Here is a 12,227-nt window from a genome sequence, read left to right as displayed (position 1 = left end):
TTTCGCCATAATTTATTTCCATGATCAATCGCTTCCTTGGTTTTTTTCTTCTCCTCGGCTTACTTTTAGCGGTTTTCTCCGTTTTTACTCGTACTACGGAAAATCAGGTGGATGCCCTAAGTACGTCGTCATCTGCGCGTTCGGAGGATACGTTTCAATTCTCGGAATTGCTTCGAACGATTTGGGGAGATCTAACTTCTAAAAGCCCCGAACCGTCGGATTCTAATTTAACCGATCCGTCCGAAGAACCGACCGATATTTTCAAAGCCGGTTTTGACGCATACGAACAGAAAGATTATGAAAAGTCGATTCGGGAATATGATCGCTATCTTGAAAAGATTCCCTCGGATACGTCCGCACTTTATAATAGAGGATTAGCAAAATATAGCCTCGGTAGGTTTTCCGAAGCTGAAATTGACTTCGATACCGCTCTCAAAATTCAACCGGACAATTTCGATATACTTTTGTATCGGGGATATTGCAAAAGCGAATTAGAAAAGAGAGACGAGGCTTTTAAGGATATCGATCGTGCCATTAAGCTTGGGGCGAAATATGCGGAAGCTTATGTGAATCGCGCCATCTTGTACAATCTTTCCGAGCAACCGACTGCGGCTTTGAAGGATGCAAAGGAAGCGGTGCGACTCGATGCACAAAGTTCTCGCGCAAACTTCCAGATCGGCTACGCATATTACGGCCTGAAGAAATACAATGATTCCATTAATGCCTATTCAAAGGCCATTCTTTTAAATCCGAAAGACGGAGGCCAGTCGTACTATAATCGAGGACTATGTTATCTGGCCGTTCGCAAAAAGACGAATGCATGCGATGATTTCAAGCTTTCCCTCGAGGGTGGATATGCCACCGCAAATGAGATGATTCAGGAATATTGCAAGTGATGGAAGCTTATACCGAGCAATCCTCGTCTTCCAAACTGTCCGCCGGAGTTTTGACCCCGTTAAAAGGTAAAACGTTAGAGGAACTTGTCGCTCTTTTTTCTTCCTTAGGAGAAAAGCCGTTTCGAGCAAAACAAATTTATAATGGACTTTACGCTAATCGTTACGAGTCCTGGGATCAATTTACCACCTTAGGAAAAGACCTTCGTAGAAAACTTCAAGAGGTCGCTTCCCTTACAAAACTCAACGTAGTCAAGCATCTGAAATCCATAGATGGAACTCAAAAATTCACCTTCGAATCGACTTTAGGCAGCGGTAAAGAGTTCGAGTCGGTATGGATTCCCTCTGGAGACGGTGGAAGAAAGACGATTTGCATTTCTTCTCAAGTAGGATGCACTCTCAATTGTAAATTTTGCGCCACAGCAAAACTTCCCTATCAGGGAAATTTGAAGGCCTCGGAGATCGTGGATCAGATTTTACAGGTGGAAAGTATCGTCGGCGATAGGGCAACGAATATAGTATTTATGGGAATGGGTGAGCCTATGCATAATTACTTTAACGTTATTCGAGCCGCAAAAATTCTTCGCGATCCCGAAGCCATCGGATTGGGATCCAGAAGGATCACTATTTCCACTTCAGGGGTAGTAAACGGAATCCGTCGATATATAGAGAATAAAGAACCTTATAATCTAGCAATTTCCTTGAATCATCCGGATCCGGCCGGCAGGAAAGAAATTATGGATATCGAGGAAAAATTCTCGTTGCCGGAACTACTCGAAGCTGCCAAGGACTATACTAGAATTCTACGCAGAAGAATTACTTTCGAATATGTGATGATTCCCGGCATAAATATGAGCAGTGAAGATGCCAAAAAATTGGTACGAATTGCCCGAAAGCTGGACTGCAAAATTAACGTTATTCCCTTGAATACTGAATTCTTCGGTTGGCGTAGGCCGACCTCGGTTGAAGTGGACGAATTCATCGCCCAGCTGGAACCGGCAGGAGTTCCTATTTTAAATCGTCGTTCTCCCGGTAAGGATATTAACGGCGCATGCGGCATGCTCGCTTCAAAAAGTTGACCGTCTTTGAGCGGTCGAGAAAATGGAGAGAATGAAGCCGATTCTCTATCTGCGAATCTTTCCTATTTTGTTATTCATACTTACGTTTTTCTCCTGTAAGAATCCTTATGAGCGAAAATGTCAGGAAATCTGTAAATTTTATCTTTCCTGCGCGGAAGAAGAATTTAAAGGAAAACAAGTCATTACCGATGCCGATCGAACTCTTGTCACGATCGATTGTGAATCGGGTTGTCTCAGGGAACAAGGATTTGCGGTTCCTTGCTATGAAAGTGAAAAAACCTGTAAAGGGTTCAATCGCTGTATCATGGAATCGGGGTTAATGGATTGATTTTCCGTTCCCTCTTATACGTTTCTTCCGGAGCTTAGCTATTATGAAATCAATCGTTCAAAACGATTCTCTCTTCTCAAGAAAATTCGTAATTTGGATTCTACTAGCAATTGCAATCCTACCAATGTTGTTGACGTTTCCTTTGGACGTTATCGATATCGATTCCTCCCAATATGCCGAAATTTCCCGAGAAATGACGGATAGCGGAGATTGGTTTTTTATTAGGGATAATGGAAGACGCTATCTTGATAAACCTATCCTAACGTTTTGGAGTATTTCGAGTTCTTTCGTTTTATTCGGACAAAATAATTTCGCTTTCCGCCTACCCGCAATACTGCTTACGTTCCTCTCTCTTTGGGGAATTTTTACCGTCACAAAATTGTATTCAGGAAGTGTAAAGCAGGGATGGTTGGCAGTTCTTTTGTATGCGTTGTCTCCCGGCTTGTACGCGATGGTTGTCGATCCGAAAATCGACGTATATGTGACCCCGTATATCATTTTGGTTTTTGCGTTCTATTATTTAGGAACTAAGAAAAATTCCGCATACTATTATGCGATGTATGTTGTGATGGGTTTAGGATTCGTAACTAAGGGCCCGATTGCAGTCGTAATTCCGGGAATCGGAATCGGAGGAGATATTCTCTTCCGCCGAGATTGGAAGCGCTTGTCGGGAATGAAGTTGTTTCCAGGCGTCATCATCGCCGCGCTGCCTCCGCTTCTATGGTCGATTCCTCTCTATCTTGAGTTTAACACTTACGGGCCCTATTTCTTCCTATGGGTACAATCGTTCGGTCGCTTTTACGTTAAGATGTACGATCAGAAATTTAATCCTGGATTCTTTTACGCGAATTTTGCTTGGGCTTTCGGAGTTTTCATTCTTCCTTTTCTGGCTTATATTTCAGGGAAAGCGGTACCGTTTCTTCGACAAAAGGGGACCGCTTTATTTTCCTCCGTTCGAAGTAACGTTTGGAAGGAAGCGGATTTTGTTCCGGCTTTTTGGCTGTTTGTTTTTCTCTTCTTAATCAGTTTTTCGAAATACCAGTTACCTCAATACATTTATTGGTGCTTGCCGGCCGCTGCAGTCTTGGGTTCGGGATTTTTAATGAATCTCATCTCCGGAGAAGAAAGTCGCTTAATCGACTGGGGACGAATTCTTACCTGGGCTACATGTGCGCTTTTCTTACTTGCCGGAATTCTTTTGCCGGTTTTGTCGGTGACTGTCGGCTTCGGATATATCGGGTGGACGCTATTTTATGCAGCGGCTGCTACAGCGCTTTGGTTTTTATCCGGTAAAAAAGAGAGAATTTTGAGTGCTCTGATTATATCCACTTCCTTTTTCTTTACATTAGTTAGCGTTTATGCATATCCGCTTCTGATTTCCTATCAACCTTCTAAAGAAATCGGGAAAATCATTCAAGAAGCAGAACCCAACAAGGATAAACTTTTGTTATTCGGCGTTCCCGCATCCAAGCGATCTTACGCTTTTTACGCAAAACGATTTGCAAGAACCTTATTCGATCCGGATGTTTTATTTGAAGCTTTGAATAAAGACGGAGAAAGATTGATCGTTGTTTCCGAGAAATTTCTACCTTCTTTCTCCGAATTTATGCAAGATAAAGTGGATGTGGATATTTTGGCCGAATTTCCAAGCTACAAAGTCGCGACACCGGAAGGGAAATTTTTCCTGAAGTCAAAACGCGAATCCGTAGTATCCAAAGTTTACTTAGCGAAAATCCGGCTTAAAAATCCGGAAAAATAATCGTTTATCAATCGATTTCTAATCTTCCGTCAGTCTTAAATTTAATTTAAAACGGGCGTTTTCGTTTGATTAGTTACCGATCGATCGGTGGTATTTAGAGTTCGAGTAGTATTCGACGGTAATCAATCGTAATGAGGTTGAATTGAAGCGATTTGCAAAAGACGGGAGGGGATTTGCCGTAGATCGGCTGTACTCGATCGTTTGCTAAAGGCTTGTATTTATTTAAAAAAAATAATGTGGATCGAGTCGGATGGCGAAATCCTTCCCCCGTTAGTCCTTTGGAGGCTTATGAAAAAAGTTGAAACTGCTACGCATATTTTGCGTGGAGAAGCGACTCGAAAACGGGTGCTCGATCTAGCCGTAAAAGTGGCAACGATTGAAGGTTTAGAAGCCCTAACAATAGGAAGAATGGCGGATGCGGCCGGAATTAGTAAGGCAGGATTGCTTGGACATTTCGGTACAAAGGAAGATTTGCAAATTGCGACAGTCCGAGCAGGCCGAGAAAAGTTTATCCGAAAGGTAATCTATCCGATTCGCTCGATGCCTGAAGGGATCCAGCGTCTCGTTGCATTGATTGACAGTTGGTTGGATTATGTAAGGCAATCGGAAGGGGGATGTTTCTTTGCATCCGTATCAGCGGAGTTTGATTGCAGGCCCGGAGCGGTTCGAGATGCGGTAGCCGCCATGATCAAAGAGTGGCAGTTAGGACTATCGCAGGTAATTCAGGAAGCGAAGAGCTTGGGACATTTAAAATCGGAAGTCGTTCCAAAGTCGCTAGCCTTTGCTTTTCTCGGATTTGAATTAGCGTTAAATTTAACGTTCCAATTATTGGGAGAAAAAGAGGCATTGATCGAGGCTAAGTCAGCGATGCATCGATTGATTTCGAATTCCGCCTCATTATCCGGGAAACGGGCTTTGGCTAAAGATTCGAATTTCGAAAAAAATCCGATTCTGAACGATATGTACCGCTAACCTTTGCAGTCTGACTGAACTTTTTTTACCGAATAAATTTGATTCGGGAATGCAATCGTCGGAAAAAAAGTAGAGGAAAATTCGAAACCCCGCCGAATTCTTAAGTAGGCTATTTTGTGGCCTGGTTTGGTTTTGGTCCCAGGGTTCCCTGGGATCACTTTTCCTTTCCTTTGATTTTCTCCCGAGATTCTATTTAGAGAATATCTCTTTCATGATTTTAGTCGAATGAGTTTTTTGTTAGCCCCACCCTTCCTGGGCGGGGGCTGGAGCGCAAGCGGCGGTACCCGTCGAACCCAATAACACATTTTCATCCGGTTTGCAAGAGATTTTTAGGCCGCCCATTCTTGTTGGAGCTCCCACAGAAAGGGATTTAAGCGCGCATTTGCCGCTTTCGGCTAACACCTTTAAAATTTTCGGAAAGAAAGAGGGCCTCGTTCTTACATTTTTAATTTCTAATATAGGAATTGCGACGGCTTCTATCGTTCCTCCAAATCAATTCTCCCGATATCGGACAATGATCGGAGAGTCTTAGTTCTTCCGGTGGATTTCCGTCATACTGTCCGTCGTCCGTTTTAAATTTAAATTGTCGAAAGCTTTCCGGCTTCCATTCCTGATCGGTAATTAGGTAATCGATAAATCCCTTCTTATGCTGCCAACAATTCGACTTCGCCTTATAATTTGCCGTCGTTAAACGAAGTTCTCCTTTCAATATGTTCCATGAGGATCGTCTCGATTTTAAATTCTCGTTAAAGTCTCCCAAGAGAACGAATCTTCTCTTTCTCGCTAAAATTTCACCCAATACCTTTATTTGCTCTTGGCGTTCCGACTGGTCTTCGGCGGATTGACCTGCCTTTAGATGCACGGAAATCACCGTGAATTTTCCCTGCGGAAAAGGAAACTCCGCCATCAATCCTTTTCTTAAGCCCGGTCTGAGCGAAAGTTGGGGAAGTTCGCTTAACATCGGATTCGGCAGAGCTTTTTTCCAGCAAAGTCCCACCTCCTGGGAATATCCGTGGGTTCTGGTCGCGGAACAGTTGTAGTTTTCATTTGTAATCATTTTGATTGCCGACTCGCTTTCGATTTCCTGAAATCCGATTATATCCGGTGAATTTTGTAGAACTAAAGCTCGAATCGTTTCGAAATCCGCGGGTATTCTCGGTTGACGATTTACCGGAAATTTACCCGTATCTCCCTTTTCATCGTATAAGAACATCGCGTTAAAGCTGGAAATTACGAGGTTGAAAGGAGAGCTATCCGCAGCAACGGAGCAGGTTATTGTCAACGCGGACAGAGTAATCGATAGAAATTGAAAAAATATTTGTCCTCGATCGTCGCATTTCAGAATTTTTTTTGCCCGTTTCATTATGATATTCGTCCCTCTATTTTAAGTTTTATGCAAGTTCTTAAGAACGATCGTTCTGATCTTTTGCGCATAGAACGCTTTTCTCGACTCTATAGGAGCAGATAAATCAAAAAGTTGCGTTTATCATTCCTCTTTTTCGCCCGCTTTTAATTGATACTTAGTCTCAAAGAATTTTTGCAAGGATCGCCGAATCCTTCGCGTTTTTAGGCGTTTACTTGCAATTTTAACCCGAGCCGAAATCTTTGTTCCAAACCTTATTTTGGACTCCACGGGACTTTTCACGAATGAATAAGAAAGCTTTGAAACTTTCGGTTCCGCTCATTGCTATTGCAGCGGTGGCCTACCTGATTTTTTCTCCCTCCAAATACGTGGGCTATTCGCCAGATCAGCCCATACCCTTTAACCATAAGATACATGCCGGAGACAATAAGGTAGATTGCCGATATTGTCATACGGGTGTGGAAACGGGAGCTCATGCAACCGTTCCGAACACATCGACGTGTATGAATTGTCACTCTATGGTGGCGACTCAAAAGCCCGACATTAAATATCTTATCGAAACTTACCAGAAGAAGCAACCTCTTGAGTGGGTTAAGGTCCATGACCTTCCCGATCATGTTCAGTTCAATCACTCCCGGCATATTCAGCGCGGTGTAGACTGTTCCCAATGTCATGGCAACGTAGCCGAGATGGTAAAAGTCAAACAAGTCGCGTCCTTGAATATGGGGTATTGCGTGAATTGTCACCGGGAAAACAATGCTCCAACCGATTGTTCCACCTGCCACAGATAACCAGGAGATAGCATAACAGATGGATAATAAGAATTTCCAGAAAGAAAAGAAAGCGCACTGGCTCTCCTTCGAACTCCGCGATAAAACGGAAGAGACGAAGGAACTCCAACGTTCCGAATTCTTCACTTCTCCGGATCCGATTATCGCTAGGATTAAATCCGGTGAATTCGACCGAAAAACTTTCCTTAAATTAATGGGCGCGGGAGTAGCGATGACTTCCCTTAATTGCGTCCGTAAACCCGTTGAAAAAATCGTTCCTTATGTGGACTTGAGAGTCGGCGACGAAGGAGAAACATACGATTTCGTTAAGCACGGCCATTCTTACTATTACGCAACCGTACATCGTGGAAACGGGATTCTTGTCAAAGCAAGAGACGGTCGACCTCTAAAGTTAGAAGGAAATCCGGAGCATCCGGTTTCTCAAGGGGCCTTAGGCGCGACTGAACAAGCGGCAATTTTCGATTTATACGATCCGGATCGCGCGCAAGATCCCGCGCTGATCGAGGGCGGGAAAGAATCCAAATTGGAGTGGTCGGCTTTAGATTCGAAAGTTCGCGAGGCGCTAAATGCAAACAAAGGCAAAACAGTCATTGTAACTCGCCCATTGGATTCTCCGGCAACTAAAGGACTCATCGGCGAGTTCTTGAAGGCGGTTGGCGGCGGAAAACATTACGAAGTTTCCTTAACTTCCGCCGAAGAAGCGGTTTCCAAAGGTCAGGCGGCTTCTTACGGAAAAGGCTTAATTCCTAACTATCATTTTGATTTAGCGAATGCGATTCTCTCCATTGATTGTGATTTTATGGGCGGATGGCTTTCAGGAGCTGAGCACCAGAAAGATTTTTCCAAACGTAGAAATCTCAGAAAGGGTGGAAAAGACGTAAACTTCTACGTTGCGGCGGAATCCATTCCGACTTTATCGGGATCCAACGCCGATCTTCGCCTTCCGATTCGTCCGGGAGACCAGACAAAGTTCGCGCTTGCGATCGCTGCCGCCCTAGGAGAACTGGGAGCTAATACTAAAGACGCTCTGAACGGAGCTACGTTAGCCGGTTTGGCTACAGAGCTTGGATTAGATGCGGAAAATATTAAGAAAACCGCAAAAGCTCTCTGGCAAAATAAAGGGAAATCGTTAGTCGTTGCGGGTGGACTTTCCGCAGCCACTAAAGATGCCGTGGATCTTCAGATCCTCGTGAACTACTTGAATTCCGCGTTGGACAATGACGGAAAAACCGTAGATCATTCCAATCCGAAAAAAGAAGGATTGGCCGATTATTCCGGAAATCTAAAGGAACTGAGCGCTCAACTCAAGCAAACTAAGGTTGGGGTTCTTTTCTTATACGATACCAACCTGGTATACCAAGCGGGCGAGGAATGGAAAAACCTTCTTCACCAAGCCGCGCTGGTTGTAAGTCTTTCGGATCGCGCGGACGAAACCGCTCTCGCATCCAATTACTTGGCACCTACCACGCATTTCTTGGAATCTTGGGGAGACGAGGAAGTAACGAAAGGAATTTTCTCCATTCAGCAACCTGCAATCAGGCCTCTTTTCCGTTCCCGTTCTTTCGAAGATAGCTTGATTCAATTCGCAGGCGGCTCGCTCGGCGGAGAAAGCGTATTTTACGAATACCTAAAGAACTCATGGGTCAAGAAGCTCGGTTCCAAACAAAAATGGGAAGATTTACTTCGCGTAGGAACTACCGTAAAAGCATCCGATCGTAAGATTGCGACAGGTGCGTCCCGCGGATTTAACCGCGGTGCACTGAAGAAAATTTCTTCAACGCCTGCCGGAATCCGATTGGCTCTATACGAGAAGATTGCAATCGGCGACGGTAAAGGCGCAAACAACTCTCTTTTACAAGAACTTCCCGATCCGGTTACAAAAGTAACTTGGGACAACTACGTTTTGATTTCTCCTCAACTTGCAAAAGAGAAGAGCATTCAATCCAACGATGTTGTTATCGTAAAAACTGCGAATCAGTCGATCGAATTGCCTGCACAAATTCAACCGGGTATGCATAAGGATACGATCGGTATTGCAGTCGGCTATGGAAGAACGGCAGCAGGTGTTGTCGGAAACGGCGTAGGAAAGAACGCCTACCTTCTATCGGAAAGCGGCGTGTTCTCCGGAATTTCCGTGACCTCAATTGAGAAGACCGGAAAGACATATAAACTTGCCTGTACTCAGCACCATCATATGCTATCGCCCGGTTTCGGCTATCCTGATCGGCCTTTAATTCAATCCACTTCGATTGAAGACTATCGGAATGATCCGGCCTCCGGAAAAGCGGAGTCCGAAATCCCGAAAATCAAGAAAGACGGAAAGTTGGTCGATGCTCGAGGCGGAAATCCCGTATTCGAATATCCCGGCTACCGTTGGGGAATGAGTATCGACTTAACTGCTTGCACCGGCTGTTCTGCCTGCGTAATCGCTTGCCAAGTCGAGAATAATATTCCCGCAGTAGGTAGAGACGAAGTTCGAGTCGGTCGCGAAATGCATTGGATTCGAATCGATCGTTATTATATCGGTAATCCCGATAAACCTGAAGATTTGCAAATCGCTCATCAGCCGGTCATGTGTCAGCATTGCGAAAACGCTCCTTGCGAAACGGTTTGTCCGGTTCTGGCAACCGTTCACGGTTCGGAAGGAACGAACGACATGATCTATAACCGCTGTGTAGGGACCCGTTACTGCTCGAACAACTGTCCGTTTAAAGTACGTCGCTATAACTGGGCGCAACACTGGTACAACGAAACCGGCGCCCATAAAGGCGGACGAGTTCCTCGCTATCTGGGTCTTAACCCGGAAGTTACCGTTCGTGGTCGCGGGGTCATGGAAAAGTGTACGTTCTGTTCTTCCCGTATCGCCGAAAAAAAGATCCAAGCCAAGAACGAGGGTCGCACTTTAAAAGACGGCGAACTTAAGACTGCTTGCCAGCAAACTTGTCCGGCCGACGCGATCAGTTTTGGAAACGTAAATGATAAAGTTTCCGAAGTCGCAAAACTCAGCGCGGATCCAAGAGCTTATCGCTTGCTAGAATATCTAAACGTCGGTCCCGCGGTCGCCTACCTGACCAGGGTCAGAACCAAGATCTAATCCGGAGTAAAACGAAGCGCTATGTCTATACCTAACGCAATCAAAGAAGCCCTGGATATCCAGCCCCTGGTCACCGGCGGCAAATCCGTTCGTGACGTAACGGAGGATATCCTCAAGCCGGTCGAAGCCTTTCCTACTTCCCTATGGTGGAAAGCCTTTCTTTTGGCTTTAACGATTACCGTAATCGATTTGGGTATCATTGGATACCTTGTATATGAAGGTCTTTATATCCTGGGGATCAATAATCCTGTTGGATGGGGATTCTTTATCGTCAACTTCGTATTCTGGATCGGTATCGGTCACGCAGGGACACTGATTTCTGCTGTTCTATATCTATTCCGCCAAGAATGGAGAACCGGTATTAACCGGGCTGCCGAAGCTATGACGATCTTTGCAGTATTAACGGCGGCATCGACGTTAATCATCCACATCGGACGTCCGTGGATGGGTTATTGGTTGTTTCCGTATCCGAACGAACGCGGACCTCTTTGGGTTAACTTCAGATCCCCCTTGATTTGGGATACATTTGCAGTTTCGACCTACTTAACGATTTCGTTAGTATTCTGGTATATCGGACTTATTCCGGATATCGCATCTGTTCGCGACAGAGCCACCGGCAAAGTTCGTAGAATGGTATACGATATTCTCTCCTTCGGATGGGTTGGTTCCAATAAAGCTTGGTCGCACTTGGAAACGGTTGCGATGATTCTCGCCGCATTGTCCACTCCGCTCGTTCTTTCTGTGCACACGATCGTGTCCTTCGACTTCGCAGTATCGATACTTCCAGGCTGGCATACGACCATTTTCCCCCCATACTTCGTTGCAGGAGCCATTTTCTCCGGTTTTGCCATGGTGGTGACTTTGATGGTCATCGCGAGAGAAGTCTTTAATCTCAAAGACTATATCACTATGAAACACCTGGAAAACATGAACAAGGTGATTATGGTAACCGGTTTGATCGTAGGATTAGCCTACTCAACTGAGTTTTTCATGGCCTGGTATTCCGGTAACGAATACGAAGGATTTGCCTTCGTAAACCGAGCGTTCGGACCGTACGGATGGGCTTATTTCATTATGTTTAGCTGTAACGTTTTTGCTCCGCAGGTCTTCTGGTGGAAGAAATTACGGACCAGCATTCCTGTTATGTTCATCATTTCGATTATAGTAAATATCGGAATGTGGTTCGAGCGTTTCGTCATCGTAATGACTCTTCACAGGGACTTTTTACCTTCGAGCTGGGACGTTTATATTCCGACGGTTTACGATTTCATGATGCTCCTCGGAACGTTCGGTATCTTCTTCACTCTCTTCCTTCTTTTCTGTAGATTACTTCCGGTGATTGCAGTAGCGGAAATAAAAACGGTTATGCCTCATAAAGACGGGGGTCATCACTAATGTATAAACCATTTAAAGAACAATTCCATTCTTTCCAAGAGACGGAATCGGGAGTATTCGGATTATTTGATACTCCTGCCCAAATTATCGAGGCTGCGAAAAAGACGAAAGATAAAGGTTACACCGGATTCGATTGTTTGACTCCGTATCCGGTTCACGGACTCGACGATGCCATGGGCCTTGCTCGTTCAGGATTACCTTGGGTAACTTTCTTTATGGGGCTCTTCGGTTGCGTTGTAGGGTTCGGAATGCAATACCTAACTCATAAGTATGATTGGTCTCTGAACATCTCCGGCAAAAATTTGAACGCTTGGTTTGCATACATTCCGATCACTTTCGAATTCACCGTTTTCATGGCGGGGGTTTCCACGGCTGTAGCGCTCTTCATTCTTGCTAAGTTGCCGAAGTTAAATCGGAAAGTCTTACATCCGGACATTACTAACGATAAGTTTGCTCTTTGGATTCCGTCCAACTCAGCAAACTATTCGGAAAGTTCCGTCACCGAGTTCATTAAAAGTCTGGGCGCTAAATACGTCGAGACGGTGAAATAGGA

10 protein-coding genes are annotated in these 12,227 nt (G+C 44.8%); 9 read left to right on the top strand and 1 reads right to left on the bottom strand.

Going from position 1 to position 12,227, the window contains the following annotated elements; translation table 11 throughout:
• Positions 1–20: 20 nt before the first annotated feature.
• The 5 genes from LEP1GSC058_RS00760 (at position 21) to LEP1GSC058_RS00740 (ending at position 5,031) form a co-directional block, all read left to right on the top strand.
• A complete protein-coding gene (locus tag LEP1GSC058_RS00760) occupies positions 21–896 on the top strand; it encodes a tetratricopeptide repeat protein (protein ID WP_016547544.1) in 876 nt (291 codons plus the stop codon).
• Positions 896–1,972 carry a 23S rRNA (adenine(2503)-C(2))-methyltransferase RlmN gene (rlmN, locus tag LEP1GSC058_RS00755; protein WP_016547776.1) on the top strand — a complete coding sequence of 359 codons (1,077 nt, stop codon included), beginning with the start codon at positions 896–898 and terminating at the stop codon, positions 1,970–1,972. Before LEP1GSC058_RS00760 ends, rlmN begins: the two co-directional genes overlap by 1 nt.
• Positions 1,973–2,003: 31 nt before the next feature.
• Positions 2,004–2,300 (top strand): Cys-rich protein, encoded by a 297-nt coding sequence (locus tag LEP1GSC058_RS00750; RefSeq protein WP_039947800.1) that lies wholly within the window; start codon positions 2,004–2,006, stop codon positions 2,298–2,300.
• 43 nt (positions 2,301–2,343) lie between these two features.
• Complete coding sequence (locus LEP1GSC058_RS00745) at positions 2,344–4,059, top strand: ArnT family glycosyltransferase (protein ID WP_016547532.1); 1,716 nt, start codon at positions 2,344–2,346, stop codon at positions 4,057–4,059.
• A gap of 288 nt (positions 4,060–4,347) precedes the next feature.
• A complete protein-coding gene (locus LEP1GSC058_RS00740; RefSeq protein ID WP_016547633.1) occupies positions 4,348–5,031 on the top strand; it encodes a TetR/AcrR family transcriptional regulator in 684 nt (227 codons plus the stop codon).
• 445 nt (positions 5,032–5,476) lie between these two features.
• Here LEP1GSC058_RS00740 and LEP1GSC058_RS00735 read toward each other — a convergent pair whose 3' ends face one another.
• Positions 5,477–6,394 (bottom strand): endonuclease/exonuclease/phosphatase family protein, encoded by a 918-nt coding sequence (locus LEP1GSC058_RS00735; protein WP_016547495.1) that lies wholly within the window; start codon positions 6,392–6,394, stop codon positions 5,477–5,479.
• A gap of 284 nt (positions 6,395–6,678) precedes the next feature.
• Here LEP1GSC058_RS00735 and LEP1GSC058_RS00730 point away from each other — a divergent pair, with 284 nt between their 5' ends.
• Genes LEP1GSC058_RS00730 through LEP1GSC058_RS00715 form a run of 4 tightly spaced genes read left to right on the top strand, consistent with a single transcriptional unit; the run spans position 6,679 to position 12,225 of the window.
• Positions 6,679–7,185 carry a cytochrome c3 family protein gene (locus LEP1GSC058_RS00730; protein WP_010412238.1) on the top strand — a complete coding sequence of 169 codons (507 nt, stop codon included), beginning with the start codon at positions 6,679–6,681 and terminating at the stop codon, positions 7,183–7,185.
• 19 nt (positions 7,186–7,204) lie between these two features.
• On the top strand, positions 7,205–10,279 hold the full coding sequence (locus tag LEP1GSC058_RS00725; RefSeq protein WP_016547690.1) for a TAT-variant-translocated molybdopterin oxidoreductase: 3,075 nt from the start codon (positions 7,205–7,207) through the stop codon (positions 10,277–10,279).
• Between the two features lie 27 nt (positions 10,280–10,306).
• Positions 10,307–11,674: an NrfD/PsrC family molybdoenzyme membrane anchor subunit gene (gene nrfD / locus LEP1GSC058_RS00720; protein WP_156860625.1), complete on the top strand. Its 1,368-nt coding sequence runs from the start codon at positions 10,307–10,309 to the stop codon at positions 11,672–11,674.
• Positions 11,674–12,225 carry a DUF3341 domain-containing protein gene (locus tag LEP1GSC058_RS00715; RefSeq protein WP_016547566.1) on the top strand — a complete coding sequence of 184 codons (552 nt, stop codon included), beginning with the start codon at positions 11,674–11,676 and terminating at the stop codon, positions 12,223–12,225. The genes nrfD and LEP1GSC058_RS00715 overlap by 1 nt, the downstream gene beginning before the upstream one ends.
• Positions 12,226–12,227 lie beyond the last annotated feature (2 nt).

The organism is Leptospira fainei serovar Hurstbridge str. BUT 6, assembly GCF_000306235.2.
In the GTDB taxonomy this organism is placed as follows: domain Bacteria; phylum Spirochaetota; class Leptospiria; order Leptospirales; family Leptospiraceae; genus Leptospira_B; species Leptospira_B fainei.
Note: the sequence above shows the minus strand (reverse complement) of the source record. Positions and strands in the feature narration are given on the sequence as shown.

What these genes read in the sequence shown, in the direction of transcription:
- LEP1GSC058_RS00760 (WP_016547544.1), top strand. Translation starts at nt 21, where the DNA reads ATGATCAATCGCTTCCTTGGTTTTTTTCTTCTCCTCGGCTTACTTTTA.
- rlmN (WP_016547776.1), top strand. Translation starts at nt 896, where the DNA reads ATGGAAGCTTATACCGAGCAATCCTCGTCTTCCAAACTGTCCGCCGGA.
- LEP1GSC058_RS00750 (WP_039947800.1), top strand. Translation starts at nt 2,004, where the DNA reads ATGAAGCCGATTCTCTATCTGCGAATCTTTCCTATTTTGTTATTCATA.
- LEP1GSC058_RS00745 (WP_016547532.1), top strand. Translation starts at nt 2,344, where the DNA reads ATGAAATCAATCGTTCAAAACGATTCTCTCTTCTCAAGAAAATTCGTA.
- LEP1GSC058_RS00740 (WP_016547633.1), top strand. Translation starts at nt 4,348, where the DNA reads ATGAAAAAAGTTGAAACTGCTACGCATATTTTGCGTGGAGAAGCGACT.
- LEP1GSC058_RS00735 (WP_016547495.1), bottom strand. Translation starts at nt 6,394, where the DNA reads ATGAAACGGGCAAAAAAAATTCTGAAATGCGACGATCGAGGACAAATA.
- LEP1GSC058_RS00730 (WP_010412238.1), top strand. Translation starts at nt 6,679, where the DNA reads ATGAATAAGAAAGCTTTGAAACTTTCGGTTCCGCTCATTGCTATTGCA.
- LEP1GSC058_RS00725 (WP_016547690.1), top strand. Translation starts at nt 7,205, where the DNA reads ATGGATAATAAGAATTTCCAGAAAGAAAAGAAAGCGCACTGGCTCTCC.
- LEP1GSC058_RS00715 (WP_016547566.1), top strand. Translation starts at nt 11,674, where the DNA reads ATGTATAAACCATTTAAAGAACAATTCCATTCTTTCCAAGAGACGGAA.